This is a genomic window from Funiculus sociatus GB2-C1 (genome assembly GCF_039962115.1).
Classification (GTDB): Bacteria; Cyanobacteriota; Cyanobacteriia; order Cyanobacteriales; family FACHB-T130; genus Funiculus; species Funiculus sociatus.
The window spans coordinates 119,863-135,797 of record NZ_JAMPKJ010000007.1; the positions used below are offsets into that span (position 1 = coordinate 119,863).

General features: G+C 45.8%; 13 protein-coding genes. 7 read left to right on the forward strand and 6 right to left on the reverse strand.

Annotated elements, in window-relative coordinates; all coding sequences use genetic code 11:
• Positions 1 to 23 precede the first annotated feature (23 nt).
• The gene (locus NDI42_RS05610) at positions 24 to 1,307 is read left to right on the forward strand and encodes a glycosyltransferase (protein WP_190451897.1); all 1,284 of its coding nucleotides are present in this window, start codon (positions 24 to 26) and stop codon (positions 1,305 to 1,307) included.
• A 399-nt stretch (positions 1,308 to 1,706) separates the two neighbouring features.
• On the forward strand, positions 1,707 to 3,287 hold the full coding sequence (locus tag NDI42_RS05615; protein ID WP_190451899.1) for an NAD(P)H-quinone oxidoreductase subunit 4: 1,581 nt from the start codon (positions 1,707 to 1,709) through the stop codon (positions 3,285 to 3,287).
• Positions 3,288 to 3,397: 110 nt separating this feature from the next.
• On the opposite strand, the gene NDI42_RS05620 is transcribed toward NDI42_RS05615, so the two are convergent.
• Positions 3,398 to 3,556 carry a YqaE/Pmp3 family membrane protein gene (locus tag NDI42_RS05620; protein ID WP_190451901.1) on the reverse strand — a complete coding sequence of 53 codons (159 nt, stop codon included), beginning with the start codon at positions 3,554 to 3,556 and terminating at the stop codon, positions 3,398 to 3,400.
• A gap of 188 nt (positions 3,557 to 3,744) precedes the next feature.
• On the opposite strand from NDI42_RS05620, the gene NDI42_RS05625 reads away from it, so the two are divergent.
• Positions 3,745 to 4,435, forward strand: a protein-coding gene (locus NDI42_RS05625) for an IS1 family transposase (protein ID WP_399315996.1) whose coding sequence is annotated in 2 segments (ribosomal slippage) — positions 3,745 to 4,050 and positions 4,052 to 4,435 — 690 coding nt in all. Because the reading frame shifts where the segments join, the coding sequence is not laid out codon by codon here.
• A gap of 327 nt (positions 4,436 to 4,762) precedes the next feature.
• Complete coding sequence (locus NDI42_RS05630) at positions 4,763 to 6,844, forward strand: sensor histidine kinase (protein ID WP_190451905.1); 2,082 nt, start codon at positions 4,763 to 4,765, stop codon at positions 6,842 to 6,844.
• Positions 6,845 to 7,013: 169 nt separating this feature from the next.
• On the opposite strand, the gene NDI42_RS05635 is transcribed toward NDI42_RS05630, so the two are convergent.
• A complete protein-coding gene (locus NDI42_RS05635) occupies positions 7,014 to 10,388 on the reverse strand; it encodes a PAS domain-containing sensor histidine kinase (RefSeq protein ID WP_190451906.1) in 3,375 nt (1,124 codons plus the stop codon).
• Positions 10,389 to 10,667: 279 nt separating this feature from the next.
• A complete protein-coding gene (locus NDI42_RS05640; protein ID WP_190451908.1) occupies positions 10,668 to 11,033 on the reverse strand; it encodes a translation initiation factor in 366 nt (121 codons plus the stop codon).
• Positions 11,034 to 11,198: 165 nt separating this feature from the next.
• On the opposite strand from NDI42_RS05640, the gene trpB reads away from it, so the two are divergent.
• From trpB to NDI42_RS05655, 3 genes are all read left to right on the forward strand, one after another.
• A complete protein-coding gene (gene trpB / locus NDI42_RS05645) occupies positions 11,199 to 12,467 on the forward strand; it encodes a tryptophan synthase subunit beta (RefSeq protein WP_190451910.1) in 1,269 nt (422 codons plus the stop codon).
• Positions 12,467 to 12,985: a CAP domain-containing protein gene (locus NDI42_RS05650; RefSeq protein ID WP_190451912.1), complete on the forward strand. Its 519-nt coding sequence runs from the start codon at positions 12,467 to 12,469 to the stop codon at positions 12,983 to 12,985. The genes trpB and NDI42_RS05650 overlap by 1 nt, the downstream gene beginning before the upstream one ends.
• 67 nt (positions 12,986 to 13,052) lie before the next feature.
• Positions 13,053 to 13,676 (forward strand): ribonuclease H-like domain-containing protein, encoded by a 624-nt coding sequence (locus tag NDI42_RS05655; RefSeq protein WP_190425199.1) that lies wholly within the window; start codon positions 13,053 to 13,055, stop codon positions 13,674 to 13,676.
• A 27-nt stretch (positions 13,677 to 13,703) separates the two neighbouring features.
• Here NDI42_RS05655 and NDI42_RS05660 read toward each other — a convergent pair whose 3' ends face one another.
• The 3 genes from NDI42_RS05660 to scpB form a co-directional block, all read right to left on the reverse strand.
• On the reverse strand, positions 13,704 to 14,081 hold the full coding sequence (locus NDI42_RS05660; protein WP_190451914.1) for a rhodanese-like domain-containing protein: 378 nt from the start codon (positions 14,079 to 14,081) through the stop codon (positions 13,704 to 13,706).
• 771 nt (positions 14,082 to 14,852) lie between these two features.
• Positions 14,853 to 15,212, reverse strand: a complete 360-nt coding sequence (locus tag NDI42_RS05665; protein ID WP_190425192.1) for a DUF760 domain-containing protein — start codon at positions 15,210 to 15,212, stop codon at positions 14,853 to 14,855.
• A gap of 193 nt (positions 15,213 to 15,405) precedes the next feature.
• Entirely contained in the window at positions 15,406 to 15,921 is a 516-nt protein-coding gene (gene scpB / locus NDI42_RS05670) for an SMC-Scp complex subunit ScpB (protein ID WP_190425267.1), read from the reverse strand.
• Between the last annotated feature and the right edge of the window lie 14 nt (positions 15,922 to 15,935).

Sequence of the window (15,935 nt, forward strand, 5' to 3'; positions counted from 1 at the left end):
ATTACCAATTACCACTATTTGATATGACTCACTATGGCATCATCTGTCCTACAGCAACAGGACACCTCAACCCAATGACCACTTTAGGACGCGAACTGCTTTCTCGCGGTCATCGCGTCACTGTCTTCGGGATTGAGGATGCCCAACCCAAGGCACTTGCAGCCGGATTGGACTTTTGGGCAATTGGAGAATCCGAGTTCCCACACGGGATAACTAAGCAATCTTTGGGAGAACTGGGGAAACTAAGCGGACTCGCTGCCTTGCGCTATACCATCAGTCTGATCCAACAGAGTGCTGCTATGCTGCTTCAGGAGGCTCCGGCAGCCCTCAAAGTAGCAGGCGTAGAAGCATTGTTAGTAGACCAAATTTCATATGGGGGAGGGACGGTAGCAGAATTCCTAGAGATTCCTTTCATTACTGTGTGCAGCGCCATGATGGTTAATCAAGAAGACGGCGTTCCCCCATTTTCTTCACCTTGGAGTTATAACACTGCATTGTGGGCGCGTCTGCGGAACAAAGCAGCTTACAATCTATTCAATCGCATCACTAAGCCAGTCCGAGACGTGATAAGCGAGTATCGCCAAAGGTGGAATTTACCCCTCTACTTTCACTCGAACGATCAATACTCGCAACTAGCGCAATTGAGTCAACAGCCAGCTGAGTTTGAATTCCCAAGGCAGAATTTACCTAAAGTCTTTCATTTTACTGGCCCATATCACAATCCAGCCAGCCGAGAACCTGTATCTTTTCCCTTTGAAAAGTTAACGGGAAAACCCTTCATTTACGCCTCTATGGGAACTGTACAAAATCGCCTGCTGGATATTTTCCGCGATCTTGCCGCAGCTTGTGAAGGATTGGATGCTCAGTTAGTGCTTTCTTTGGGTGGTTCAACTAGCCCAGAATCGCTCCCAGGACTGCCTGGTTCACCCTTGGTTGTAGAATATGCACCCCAACTAGAATTACTACAAAACGCCGCCCTGACGATTACCCATGCAGGCATGAATACTACTTTGGAATCTTTGAGTAATGGGGTGCCAATGGTAGCGATTCCAATTGCCAACGATCAGCCGGGAGTAGCAGCGCGTATAGCTTGGACGGGTTGTGGCGAAGTTGTGCAGTTGTCTCGGTTGAGCGTTCCCAAGTTACGAGCAGCTATACAACGGGTGCTGACTCAAGATTCTTACAAGCAGAATGCTACCAGGTTACAAGCAGCGATTCACCGTGCTGGAGGAGTTCGTCGAGCTGCCGATATTATTGAACAGGCTATATCTACAGGAAAGCCTGTTCTTCGTGATGCTAACGGTTGACCTTCCTAAATATCACATTTGTCTCGTTTCTAGGGTGAGGCTGGGAACGCATACATAGAATATCTAGGCTCTACTCCCATACACTACTTCATCAGAATGCTCACACTGTAAAGGAATTCCCATGCAGAGCATAGAAGTTAGGAGGTGTGGGGTGTCAAGGTGCACGTCTTTTTTTTATCGTTTGATGCTTAACATAAATTTATTTAAATTAACAGCTTGTTACTTTAGTTAGTTAAGGTATATATTCATATTGTAAGTATTTATTCCTAAGACGTCACTTTTTAGTTCAGTCAATTAAGGAAAATTTTACGGGACAAGTACAGGTAGCCAAAGCAAGTACCTGCCATACGCAACCTGAAACCCCTGGTATACCCCTCAATCTTGCGTAGGTTCTAGATAATGAACGCACAATTCCCGTGGATAACCACTATTGTTCTGCTGCCCTTACTAGCTTCTTTTGCCATCCCGGTACTACCTGATAAAGAAGGCAAAACTGTTCGCTGGTACGCCCTTGGGGTAGCGTTTGTAGACTTTGCCCTGATGGTTTATGCCTTTTGGTATCACTACGACCTAAATAACCCAGGCTTTCAACTGGTAGAAAACTACGCCTGGGTACCGCAACTGGGACTGAACTGGTCAATGGCGGTCGATGGGTTGTCAATGCCACTAATTGTCTTAACTGGCTTAGTCACCACCCTAGCTATATTTGCGGGTTGGAAAGTTACCAAAAAGCCGCGCTTGTTTTACTTCCTGATGCTGGTGATGTTAAGCACGCAGATTGGTGTCTTTGCCGCCCAGGATATGCTCTTATTCTTCATGATGTGGGAACTGGAGTTAGTGCCAGTGTACCTGCTGATCTCCATCTGGGGCGGAGAAAAGCGCCGATATGCAGCCACCAAGTTTATCCTCTACACCGCCTTGGCGTCTGTATTCATTCTGGTATCAGACTTCTTGATGGCATTTTCAGGCGATACAGTCACCTTTGACATGGCGGCGCTAGCAGCCAAGCATTACCCCAAAGCATTAGAATTAGCCGCTTATGCTGGATTCTTGATTGCCTTTGGTGTCAAACTGCCGATTTTCCCCCTCCACACTTGGCTACCAGATGCCCACGGCGAAGCTTCAGCCCCCGTATCGATGATTTTGGCTGGGGTGTTGCTGAAAATGGGCGGCTATGCGCTGATTCGCATGAACATGGAAATGCTACCCAATGCCCATGCTTACTTCGCGCCAGTGCTAGTAATTCTGGGCATGGTTAACATTATCTACGGCGCTTTGACCGCTTTTGCCCAAACCAATCTGAAACGGCGGTTGGCTTATTCTTCAATTTCCCACATGGGCTTTGTGCTGATTGGTATCGCCTCGTTCACAGATTTGGGTTTGAATGGTGCGGTGCTGCAAATGGTTTCCCACGGCTTAATTGCGGCGGCGTTATTCTTCCTCTCAGGCGTTACCTACGACCGCACCCACAGCTTGATGATGGATAAAATGGGGGGACTTGCCAAACAAATGCCCAAGGTGTTTGCCTTGTTCACAGTGGGTTCGATGGCTTCCCTAGCGTTACCGGGAATGAGCGGTTTTGTGGGCGAACTGACGGTATTTTTAGGCTTGACGACAAGCGATGTTTACAGCCCCATTTTCAAAGTTGTGGTGGTGCTGCTGGCGGCGGTGGGATTGATTCTTACACCAATGTATTTACTGGATTTGCTGCGTCAAGTATTCTACGGGCAGTCTAATCCAGAATTGGCGACATTAGTGGCGATGGATGCTAAGCCTCGCGAAGTGTTTATCACTGCTTGCTTGTTAATTCCCATCATCGGAATTGGTTTGTATCCCAAGGTGGCGACTCAAACCTATGATGTTAAGACTGTTGCAGTTGCAGCGCAGGCGCGTAATGTGCTGACGCTGGTTGCCCAAAAACAAGCACCTCTGTATTCTCAAGCTTTAGTGGCACCGAAGCTACCTGGTGCGGTTGATTAAGTTTCCTTCCTGGCTGGAAATTAAACTTAATTTAAGGAGCCTGATCGTTTAAGGCTCCTTTTTGGTTTTATTGTGGGTATGCAAATGTTAGGAAAAAGCAGGGATTATGGCTATTTTCTGACAATAACCCATATTGCATGGATAATCCCTGGTACATAACCTAGAAAAGTCAAAACGAGATTAATCCAAAAGTCTGTGCCAATCCCTACTTGCAAGAAAACTCCAAGAGGTGGAATAAAAATGGCTATGAGTATGCGGAAAAAATCCATAATACCCTCCGTATAAGAGTTATGGTTGATACTTTTCAACAGTAGCATCGATACTGGGCTGAGCCATCTCTATTGAGATAGAAAAGCAGCTCTAAGCAATTAAAACTAAGGGCATTGCTGAAAGAGTAATGTTTCTCCCTGTAAAATGGATAAGCTAGGGTATACTTCTTTGTCTGAATTTGGCTGAAATGAATTGCCCCAACTGTAACGCAACAGAGGTTTCTAAGAATGGTCATCGTAAAGGGCGGCAATGCTACAAATGCAAGCACTGTGGTCGCCAGTTCCTGGAGCATTACCGCCCCTGGCAGTATTCCAACGATGTCAAACAACTCTGTCTCAAAATGTACCTCAACGGCATGGGACTACGAGGTATCGAACGAGTTACCGAGATCCACCATACAACTGTGATGCACTGGATTCGAGAGGCTGGACATCAACTGCGCGATGCCCCAGAATCTGAAGAAATTCCAGAGGTAACTGAGCTGGACGAACTGCTTTTCCTTTGTGGGGAACAAGCGTAACAAGCTGTGGATTTGGACCGCAGTCAATCACAACCAAGCGGGAATTTTGGCCTGGGTGATAGGCGACCGCAGTGGTGCCACCTTCAAGTGTTTGTGGAGTCTTGTCAAATGCTGGCAATGTTTCTTTTATGTTATCGATGGCTGGAAGGTATATCCCATGTTCATTGAGGAGGGTGATCAAATTGTCAGCAAGACCTACATGACGAGGGTTGAGGGAGAGAATACTCGTTTGCGGCATTACCAGGCACGGCTGCACCGTAAAACCTTGTGCTACTCCAAGTCAGTTGAGATGTTGAAGTGTTCCCTCCGCTTGCTGCTCCACTATTTGAAATATCGGACAGTTTCTTTGCTAGCCTAGTTCATTCCTCTTTCAGCAACGCCAAACTAAGAAATTAAAAATTAAAAACTGTAAAAGCCAGTGGTCGCTTTTCCCTTCGGGCGCTTATTGAAGGTAAATTAAATACCCGACAGCCGAGCGATGCCATAAAATAAATGTTGTGGATGGCTGGTGAAGTAAAAAAGTATAAATATTAGTTATAATAATGAACTTTTTCGCTGGTAGAGGGTCGTCATTTTAGGTGAGTGGCGCGATCGCAAAATATGAAGTTATCCTGTTGACAAATTAAGGTGGCGATCGCATTGGATATCATTTCAGGATATCCGGTTAACTCGAACGGTCATTTTTATGAGTAATTCTGCTGTTAGAGCAGCCTGGTTCAAGCGAGTGAGGGGTGCAATGATAAATGACCTTGACCAGCTCTTAGAGGACTCCCAACAACGCTTGCAGGAGTTGTGGCAGTATACCCAAGAGTTATCGGAGTCGCAAAAGCAGCCGCTAGTGGAAGTTCTAGAGAAATTATCCAGCCAACTGCAAGAAATGCAAGTAGTGACACGCTACCAATTGCGCCAAAGAAGATTGGCTACCAACACTCGTGTAGAACTCGTCGCACAAGGACAGCATTATCAATCTGATCGGGAGTTACATCGTCAAGCGGATTCCGATGATCCAATAGTAGCGATCGCGTCGAGTAATGATATTGGCTACCTGGTGACAAATCCACAAGGGGTAATTCTAGAAGCCAATCGGACAGCAGCACAATTGTTGGACAATTCTCAGGAGTGCCTGCTGGGTAACTCTTTAGTGGAGTTTGTCGCCGCCGATGCTCGTGGTGACTTTCATGCTCAGCTTAGCGCATTGCAACAAGGGGCGGTTGTCAAAAATTGGGAAATCGGCTTAGCCAAAGCCCAAGGCGAACTGTTTACTGGTGTATTAAGTGTGGAGCCAGTGCGCCAAGTGCAGCAACCTCATCAGGTGGTGGGATTGCGCTGGTTCCTGCAAGATATTACTGAGACTAAATACAATCCGGTGGTTTGTCTTAACCAAAGAAAGCTGGAGTGCGTCCAAGAAGATTTAGAAAACTTGCTTGCAGAATCCCTAGAACCGGAAGGCGAACTAGCGGATGTAACAGAGTGCCAAGCGCCCCACAATATGTTACTTCGCCAAACCCTTTTGCGTCGCACTTGGGCGCTACAACAGGCGCTCAAGTTTGAAGCAATGCTTAAACTTATTACCGACAAATTGCGCGATACTCTCGATGAAAACCAGATTTTGCAAACCGCCGTACAGGAATTAACTCTGGTGCTGGGTGTTGAAGGCTGCGATACAGCTTTATACAATGCTGATCACACGGCGACTATTACCCATGAGTACACAATAGGATTGCCGTCCGCTCTAGGGGAAGTCGTATCAATTGCCCACTTGTTTGCCGAAGATACTCAATTGTTGCAAGGTGCGTATTTCCAGTTTTGTTACTTAGTGCCAGGGATTCGCGGACAAGTGGCTATCTTAGCTTGTCCGATTTTTGATAACCAAGGGGTGTTGGGGGATCTGTGGTTATACAAGCGGCACGAAGAGGCTTTTAACGAGTTAGAAATCAGATTAGCGCAGCAAGTCGCTTCTGGGTGCGCGATCGCAATTCGCCAAGCTCGACTTTACCAAGCAACTCGAAGCCAAGTAGTAGAACTGGAAAAACTCACTCGCCTCAAAGATGACTTCTTAAGTACCGTTCCCCATGAATTGCGATCGCCTGTCGCTAACATGAAAATGGCAATTCAGATGTTAGGCATTGCCTTAAATAAAGACCACGGATTGTTCGCAGAGCTATCCAAGCCACCAGCAAAAAGAAACAAAGTAGCTCGCTACTTCCATATTTTACATAACGAATGCGAACGAGAAATCAACCTAGTTAATGACCTCTTGGAATGGCAAAAACTTGATACCGAAGTTCAACCCCTAGTGCTGACAACAATTGAAATGCTCGAATGGCTTCCCAAAGTCATCGAGCCTTTTGTTCAGCAAGCTCAAGAACGCCAGCTAAACTTAGAAATTAACATCGAGCCGGAACTGCCTCCCTTAGTTTGCGACCACGCCAGTTTAGGGCGAATTTTAAGCGAGTTGCTGACCAATGCCTGCAAGTACACGCCAACCCAAGAAAAGATTGTCGTCACAGCTCGTGCCGCACAAGCAAGAATAGAAGTGAGCGTGAATAATACTGGGGTGGAAATTCCAGCAAGCGAGAGGGAGAGGATTTTTGAGAAATTCTACCGCATCCCCAGCACCGATCCTTGGAAGCAGGGGGGAACTGGATTAGGACTGGCGCTGGTGCAAAAGCGAGTGGCACTTTTAGGAGGTACGATTCAGTTGGAAAGTAGTGCAAATCAAACTTGTTTTACAGTGTCTTTGCCGCTAAAACCTTCAGAACTTTAAAAAGGTAAATTATGGGTTATAGAGTATCTAAAGATATTGCCATAAAACATTTGATTTCAGGCTTTAAACCTACAATTCAGAAGCTTGGTGCTTGGGGTTTGATCCACCTGTCCCAACAAATCGCAGATTTGAAATTTTCAGCTTCTAAGTGAACTGTATTGCTTTATAACTAACAATGAACCTGATGGATGGGAATTTTAATAACAAATTCCGTACCTTTCCCCATCTGAGAAAAACAGCGCAAAGATCCAGAATGTTTCTCGACTACTATTTGGTAACTGATCGACAATCCTAAACCAGTGCCTTTGCCAATAGGTTTGGTGGTATAGAAGGGATCAAAAATTCGTCGTCGCACTTCTTCGTTTATTCCCGAACCATTGTCTGCAATCCGAATCGATACATAATTGCTACCTCGCACTTCAGTACAAATCCGAATCGTAGGAACTGAGGATAAGGAGGAGAAGGCTTCTTCTTCCTGGTCTATTCTTGTTTCCCCAGTCCCTAGTCCCCAGTCCCTAGTCCCGATTTCCAAGGCATCAATAGCATTACTAATAATATTCATAAATACCTGATTGAGTTGTCCGGCGTAGCAGTCAACTTTGGGCAGATTACCATAAGTTTTGATTACTTGGATTTCGGGACGATTTGGTTGAACTCGCAGGCGATTTTCCAGAATCATCAGCGTACTTTCGATACCTTCGTGGATATCTACCTCTTTCATTTCGGCTTCGTCGAGGCGGGAGAAAGTTCGTAATGACAGAACGATGTCGCAGATGCGCGTAGCTCCCATTTTCATTGAAGAGAGAACTTTGGGAAAGTCTCCTTTGAGAAAATCTAAGTCGATAGCTTTTATTTCTTCTGTGATTTCTCTTGTGGGATTGGGATATTGTTCTTGATAAAGTTGCAGCAGGCGCAGCAAATCTTCAGCGTATTCAGTGGCGGGGGTGATGTTGCCATAGATGAAGCTTACCGGGTTGTTAATTTCGTGAGCTACACCTGCTACTAGCTGACCGAGAGAAGACATTTTTTCTGATTGAATCAGCTGGAATTGGGTTTTTTGCAATTCTCGCAAAGTTTTTTGTAACTCTTGCGCCTGTTCTCGCAATTGCGCTTCCGATGCTTTTAAGGCGTGTTCGGCGGCTTTCTTGTCGCTAATGTCGCGCACAATTACCAGGGCTTCAGTTTCCCCACTGGCGGCATACCGAGCTTCGTAATCGCGCATTTTGCCGTCAATCGCCTGTATCTGATACTCATAAATTTGAGGTTCACCAGTAGCGATCGCTGTTAAAAGATTTTGCATGGTAAACTCAGCTACCTCTGGGGGCATCACCTCATGTATCTTTTTGCCCATAAATAAGCTGGGAGGCATTAAGAGGGAATCTTCTGTCGGCGCGTGGAAGTCGAGATACGTACCATCAAAGCTCATGCGAAATAACAAATCTGGAAGTGCTTGGATCAAGGCGCGATTTCTATATTCGCTCTTTTGCAATGCTTCCTCCGCGCGTTTGCGATCGCTAATTTCAAAGACGACTACACCAACGCCTAGCGGTCTGTCATCTTCTCCAAACAGGGGAAAATTAGAAGTTATCCAATGCCGCACTACATCAGGTTGTTTTGGTGTTTTGGCGCTGACTTCCTGGTTGATAAATGATTCGCCGTGGATTAATATCCGCTGATACATTGGCTCTAGAGCTTGCGCGACACTTGGTACAACTTCCCTTAAACTCTTGCCAAAATGCTCCTGTCTAGATACTCCATTGATCTCTGCCAGTGCTTCGTTGATCTGTACGTATCTCAGCTGATCGTCAAAAATCCCAAGTCCGGCGGGTGCAGCGTTGAAAAAGGTATCAAATAATCTCTGGCGTAAGGCTAATTCTTTTTCTAGGGCAATGCGCGAACTAATGTCTTGAATAACGGTAATAAAATATTTGGGTTTGCCAGACTCCTCGCGCACCAGCATCGGAGTTAGCTGCACCCAGACGAGGGAACCATCTTGGCGGATGTAACGCTTCTGGATCGAGTAACTTTGAATCTCCCCAGCCAGCAGCTGGCGAATGTACTCCAAATCGCTATTGAGGTCATCCGGGTGGGTGACATCTTTAAAGGTGAGCGCCTTTAGTTCTTCTTGGGTGTAACCCAGCAGATGGCAAACTTTTTGATTGACAAATAGCCAATGTCCATCTAGAGAAATATGGCAGATGCCAACAGCTGCTTGCTCAAAGGTGAATCGAAATTGCTCCTCGCTTTCTCGAAGTGCATCAAGAGCTTGTTGGCGATCGCTAATGTCAATCCCTACCGCCATAAAAAAGTCAACTGTGGGACAGCCATCCTCGCCTGTCTCTTTAAAGACCAACGTACCATGCCACTCTACCAACCGCTTTTCACCCGTCTTGGTTAGTACCTCGTTTGTATGTACGTTTGATCCACGAAAGTTTAGGAGACATTCTAAAGTCTCTAAAACTCCCGCCTGCTCAGTTTCGGGGACGAACATCGGCAAGTAATCTTTACCCACTACCTCCTCTAAGGTGTAGCCCAATGTGTTTAGCATCGCTGGGTTCATCATCTGAACTTTTCCATCTGCGCTTAGTGTGACAAAAAAAGCCGGACACGCTTCCATCAGGGTGCGGCTGAAGTTCCTTTCTTTGATTAATTCTTCCTCAACAGCTTTGCGTTCTGTTATATCGGTGGAAATGCCGCACAGAGCGTAGGGAACACTGTTCTCGTCGCAGAGGGGAAACTTCAGCGCCAGGTAAGTGTGAAGTTTGTCATCTTGCAAAGCAACTTCCTCCAACTCCATTGGAGTTTTGGCTGCTAGCACGTTTTGGTCGTTATATCGAAATGTGTCTGCTATTTCCTTGGGGAAAATATCGTAATCAGTTTTACCTTCTAACTCTTCTTTGTTGATGTGGAACACAGCTTCGTATTGGCGGTTGACCAAAAGGTATCGTCCTTGCGTATCTTTCAGGTAGATTAAGGCTGGGGAGTTATCCAAAATTGCCTGTAGTCGCTGTTCGCTCTCTTTTAGTGCTTCCTCCACCCGCGCCCGTTGGGCAATTTCAACTTGCAATTGATCAATAGCATTGTTGAGTTCAGCAGTACGCTCCTCAACAATAATTTCTAACGCTTCCTTTGCCTGTTTTAGCGCTGCTTCTGTGCTAGTGTTAACGGCTTTAACAGCAGGACTTTCAGTAATTACCTGTGTCATCATCAAAATGCCACCGATTTCACCCGAAGATTGCCGCCAAGGATGCAGTTCCCAATTCACCCAATCAATTGTGCCATCATCACGGGGAAAGGGATCTGCTTCGCACTTTTGAACTTCTCCTGCCAAACTGCGCTGGTGGATCTGCTTCCAACGATCGGGAATTTCGGGAAAGACTTCGTAATGAGAGCGACCGATGATATCTTGGTTTGTTAAGCCATAATCTGTTAGCCAGCGACGACTGGTTATCAGGTAACGCATATCGCGGTCGAATATCGCGATCGCTGCTGGGGTGTGTTCCGCCAGCAATTGTAGCAGTTCCGCATTGTCTGGAACATTCATGGTTATTAAAATACCAAAAAATACCTTTTTTAATTAGCAGGAACAGGTAAATTCCCTAATTAGATATTTATACTGATGCGATGGAAAATTGAAACAGAGAAAATACCTATTTTAAGCAGCTCCCAAGCTGTTTTACTCGCAAAGTTACCATGAAATACCTAAATAATTAGAATTATTTTAATATTTGTTAATAAACGCAAAAAATTGGTATGCGGATAGAAGTTAGTAGCGATCGCTACTAACCTCTATCCACCACCTGAATTTATATAATTAAGTAAATCAGCCGCCACTAATTTTGGCTTTATAGCCTAATTTAGTGAGAATCTCAACGAGTTTCTGCGTATGATCGCCCTGAATTTCGAGAGTATTATCTTTAACAGTGCCACCAGTGCCGCACTGAGTTTTTAGCTGCTTCAGGAGAGCTTCTAGAGTTTCAGGTTTCACCTGAAAGCCACTAATCACCGTCACAGTTTTTCCCTTGCGCCCTTTACGAGAAGCCTGAACTTTCAGATTTTGCTGATTTGAGGGTAATTCGGCAATTGGTCTTTCAAAAGCAGCAGAATTATCGCCGTTGCCAAATTCCGAGTAGACAACGCGCTTTTGAGCAGATTGGGAATCGGAGGATTTGCGGTTAGAAGAGGACATCGCAGTTAGGAATGAGGTTCTTTAACCATTAAGTACAGTGGGGGTTGAGAAGGAAAAAGGGAAAAATCGAGAATTATTTTTTACCTTTTACCTTTTGCATCAGAGCCTTTTTTTGCCCACCCTACAACTATAATGAAGTTTATGCTGTGATTCCCTTTAATAACTGTGACACGTACTCCCATTTCTCCCAATCCTCAAGAAAGTGCCAACGCCTCTGCACAACAACCCGATGCGCTGGGAAGATTTGGACGTTTTGGCGGCAAGTACGTGCCGGAAACACTGATGCCTGCGCTCTTGGAGCTAGAAGCTGCTTTTGAGGAATATCGCCAAGATCCAGCTTTCCAACAGGAACTCACAGAACTGTTGCGGGACTATGTGGGACGACCAAGCCCACTTTACTTTGCCGAACGGCTAACTTCTCATTATGCTAAGCCAGACGGTACGGGGCCGCAAATCTATCTGAAGCGAGAAGATTTGAACCACACCGGCGCTCATAAAATTAACAATGCTTTGGCTCAGGCATTGTTGGCGAAGCGAATGGGCAAGCAACGGATTATTGCCGAAACGGGTGCTGGTCAGCACGGCGTGGCTACAGCTACGGTTTGCGCCCGGTTTGGACTAGATTGCATCATCTACATGGGCGTTCACGATATGGAACGGCAAGCCCTGAACGTGTTTCGGATGCGGCTGATGGGGGCGGAAGTTCGCCCGGTGGCAGCGGGGACGGGAACGCTCAAAGATGCCACGTCGGAAGCAATTCGGGACTGGGTGACGAATGTAGAAACTACTCATTACATCTTGGGTTCGGTGGCGGGGCCGCATCCTTACCCGATGATGGTGCGAGATTTCCATAGGGTAATTGGTCAGGAAACTCGCGCTCAAGCGATGGAAAAATGGGGCGGGTTGCCAGATATTCTCCTAGCTTGTGTCGGCGGCGGCTCGAATGCAATGGGCCTATTTCACGAGTTTGTGAATGAGCCTAGCGTGCGGCTGATTGGTGTGGAGGCTGCTGGTGAGGGTGTGAATACAGAAAAACACGCAGCGACCTTGACAAAAGGGCGAGTTGGTGTATTGCACGGCGCAATGAGCTATTTGCTGCAAGATGAGGATGGTCAGGTTGTGGAGGCCCATTCGATTAGCGCTGGGCTAGATTATCCTGGTGTTGGCCCGGAGCATAGTTATCTCAAGGATGCAGGTCGGGCAGAATATTACAGCGTGACTGATGCTGAGGCGCTGGAGGCGTTTAAGCGAATGTCTCAGTTGGAGGGGATTATTCCGGCGCTGGAAACGTCGCACGCGATCGCATACCTCGATACTCTTTGCTCTCAACTAAGTGGCAATCCCCGCATTATCATCAACTGTTCTGGGCGCGGTGACAAGGATGTACAAACAGTCGCGAAGTTGCTCAAAGACACGGAATCACTAGAAAAGTAATGCCATTATCCGCACGGATAGCCTTGGGAATGCTTTTTCTGGCTGCTGGGCTGAGTGGCTGCGATATCTTCAATAATCAGCCGCCACCCAGTACGCCTGCGACTCAACCAACCTCAAATTCTGGTTCTTACACAACCTTGGAACAGTCTGTTCACGAACAGATAAATCAGTATCGCCAGTCCCAGAATTTGCCCCCCTTAACTCTGAATGCTGAAATCAGCAAAGAGGCTAAGGCGCACAGTCAAGCAATGGCAAATGGTACAGTTGCTTTTAGTCACGATGGTTTTGAAGGGCGAGTTAAGGAAATTGGCACGTCGATAAACTATCGCAGTGCGGCGGAGAATGTGGCGTACAATCAAGGATACAGCGATCCGGTTACCCAAGCGGTTCAGGGTTGGATAAAAAGTCCCGGTCATCTGAAAAATATTCAAGGTGATTTTAATTTAACTGGGATTGGTGTTGTCCAGAATGCTAAGGGTGAGTATTACTTGACGCAGATTTTTATCAAACGCGGGTAATAGTATTTTTGGTTTTGGATAATGGAATTGGTTGGGTTTAATTCAGTAATGGTGTAAGGAGAGGAAATTGGAAGATTTTCAGGTTTGCGATCGCGACTTTCCCGACAATATACTTTCTGAGTATCTGCAAGAGGAAGCGATCGCTGTGGATACGGAAACAATGGGATTGTTACCGCAGCGCGATCGCTTGTGTCTGGTGCAGCTGTGCGACTCTAAAGATAGAGTAACAGTAGTGCAAATTGCCAAAGGACAAACAGACGCACCCAATTTAAAAAAGCTAATGGAAGCCCAAAGCGTCCTGAAAATCTTCCACTTTGCTCGTTTCGATGTCGCCCAGCTGCGTTATCATCTCGGCATCCACGTTCAGCCGATCTTCTGCACAAAAATCGCCAGCAAACTTGCTAGAACCTATTCCCCTCGCCACGGTCTTAAGGAATTGGTGCAAGAATTAGAAAAGGTGGAACTTGATAAAAGTTCTCAAAGTTCCGACTGGGGTAATGCAGAGAATCTTTCTGAGGATCAGCTGCGCTATGCTGCGAATGATGTGCGTTACCTAGTGAGCGTGCGGCAGAAACTTATTGCTATGCTGCAACGAGAAGAACGTTGGGAAATTGCCCAAGAGTGCTTTAAGTGTTTGCCCACTATAGTAGCTCTAGATTTACTGCAATATAAAGATATTTTTGAACACTGATATAGCAGTGTTCTTTTCTAGTCAAGCTTAAACATCTATAGATAGATTTCTTTCTACTGGATAGCCAACCGCCTTCCAAGCCGCTACACCGCCTCTAAGTTCAGACACATTTTCAAACCCAGCCGCACGCAGTTTTGTCGCTGCTGCTGCTGTTTCATCGTCGGTTTCGCCGTATACATAAATATCGCGATGTAGTTCTAAACTAGATAAGGCGCGGTTTACTAATTCGTTCATCGGTATGGGAATAGCTCCCATGATATGGCTGATGTTGAAAAAGCTGCGATCGCTTACATCAATAATCGTTAGCGCTGGTTCGCCCCAGTCCAGTCGTGCTTTCAGATCAAACACGCGAGACTGGGCGGCGATTGGTGGCGGTGAAGGAATAATTCCGAAAAAGTTAGTCATGGCTGGCTGCGACTTTTTATAATATTCTCTGCAATTTAACAATAAGTTTTAAGAATTGCAAATTCTTATAGATAAAATATTTACATCCAGTCCAAGTTATGCCTACTGGTATAGGTGCAATTACTTAACAAGCATAGACATCGGGTAGGGATATCCAGTAAGCGATCGCGCGTAGCACAAAATCCCGGTAGCAGCATCCTAATGCGTGCAAATCTAGCAGACGAATTTTATTCGCCGTTTTTACAAGGATTGGAATTCTCCGGTATTAACTATTAGAAATACCAAAATTAAAATAAAATAAAAAATTTTTAATTTATTGAATATTCAATGTATATAATTTCTATTTACCTGCAAAATTGGACAAGGCTTTCCATCAACAAACCAGTTTTATCCTTAATATTTGACATCATTCTTCATCGGGTTTACTCTCCCTAAAATTTCTGCCGTGCTAGGATAGCAATCAGATAAATTAGCGTTGGTAGTGTGTTAGAAGATGACCCCGCATGAACTGTTAACGTTAGTGTTGATGCTCTCTCCTGGGATTTTACTCTCTGTGTTGATTTTGAGTGCCTTTGCTGCTGGGGGCTGAATTGGAATAGCAAGCGGCCTACGTCCACAAGAGGGCGATGGCTTTAGCCTAGAAAAAACCCCTGGCGCTAGCTGTTTGTTAGCACTTCAAAAAAACAGCACCCTTAATCTAGATAGAAGCGCGATCGCTGCTAGATGCTGCTAAAAGCAGCTATTCGCTTGGGCGTTACTAATTGATCGGGTTTAATCAGCGGATTTTTCGCCGCCGGAAGATTTCTTAGGCAAGGTAGAAGATCCAGTCAACGTTTCCTCTAACTCCATGCGTTGTTCAATCTGGCGCAAGAAATATCCAGTCATCATCGCTGATGCCAATAAACCTGCTAAATTTTCTCTGTCGGTGGTAATTTGTACCTGAAAATTTTCTGAAGGTAGCATTCCCACCAGCCCTTGAACGTTCTGGGAGATAATTTGCTTAATTTCAGGAGTGACGGATTTAGCAACCCGCGCTAAAACTTCAGGAGGTTGGTGCTGAATATATTTCAGCAACTGATTGACTTGTGTATCTTCAGGTTCGCCATTGAGCAAATCGGGGTTGAATACCATTGGAATTTTCTCAGGATTTCATTGGCTTTTATCTACTTTAAACGATTGTGTTGTTTTGCAACGTCGTACTTTAGCGCGGATTGTCTAAGTCGATGGAGAGATTTTTGGCTCAAAAAAGACGTAGCAACTCTCAGGGGTAGGGTGCTTTACAGTATCCTGGTAGCGCGCCAAAGTATTCAGCAACGGCGCATTACTACCGAAATTCGTCATTCTTTACGGCTGTAGGGACATCCAGCTGACTCAGTTGGGGAAGTTGTTCCACTTCAAAATACTGATGAAATTTTTCTGTCACCTGTAGCCAGTAGGAACGCCCATCATCTTGTCGGCGTTTGGTGACAAAACCGAACTCGACGAGTTCCTGAACGTGCTGGTATGCTCCCGATCCGCGCAAGTCTACTAACTCAGATTGGGTGATGGAACCTTTAAGGGCGATCGCTGCTAATGTCCTCAATGCGCCTATTCCTAAGTCTAGCGGCACTAAAGTCTCGACTAAGGATTGAAAAGGCGATCGCAATTGCAAGGTGTAGCCTTCAGGCGTTTCAACTACTTCCAGGGCGCTGTCACGGTGCGCGTAATCGGTCATAAGCTGAATAATCGAATCTTCAGCATCATCGCGATCGCATCCTGCATACTCGGCAATTTCGGCAATAGAGACGGGTTTACCTTTGAGGTAGAGAATAGCTTCAATTTTCGTAGCGAGGCTAGGCATCATCATTAGTCAAT

Excerpts from the sequence above, each read along its gene's own strand:
- NDI42_RS05620 (WP_190451901.1), bottom strand. The coding sequence starts at position 3,556 with ATGGATTTTTTCCGCATACTCATAGCCATTTTTATTCCACCTCTTGGA.
- NDI42_RS05615 (WP_190451899.1), top strand. The coding sequence starts at position 1,707 with ATGAACGCACAATTCCCGTGGATAACCACTATTGTTCTGCTGCCCTTA.
- NDI42_RS05660 (WP_190451914.1), bottom strand. The coding sequence starts at position 14,081 with ATGACTAACTTTTTCGGAATTATTCCTTCACCGCCACCAATCGCCGCC.
- NDI42_RS05630 (WP_190451905.1), top strand. The coding sequence starts at position 4,763 with ATGAGTAATTCTGCTGTTAGAGCAGCCTGGTTCAAGCGAGTGAGGGGT.
- NDI42_RS05610 (WP_190451897.1), top strand. The coding sequence starts at position 24 with ATGACTCACTATGGCATCATCTGTCCTACAGCAACAGGACACCTCAAC.
- NDI42_RS05635 (WP_190451906.1), bottom strand. The coding sequence starts at position 10,388 with ATGAATGTTCCAGACAATGCGGAACTGCTACAATTGCTGGCGGAACAC.
- NDI42_RS05640 (WP_190451908.1), bottom strand. The coding sequence starts at position 11,033 with ATGTCCTCTTCTAACCGCAAATCCTCCGATTCCCAATCTGCTCAAAAG.
- NDI42_RS05650 (WP_190451912.1), top strand. The coding sequence starts at position 12,467 with ATGCCATTATCCGCACGGATAGCCTTGGGAATGCTTTTTCTGGCTGCT.
- scpB (WP_190425267.1), bottom strand. The coding sequence starts at position 15,921 with ATGCCTAGCCTCGCTACGAAAATTGAAGCTATTCTCTACCTCAAAGGT.
- NDI42_RS05665 (WP_190425192.1), bottom strand. The coding sequence starts at position 15,212 with ATGGTATTCAACCCCGATTTGCTCAATGGCGAACCTGAAGATACACAA.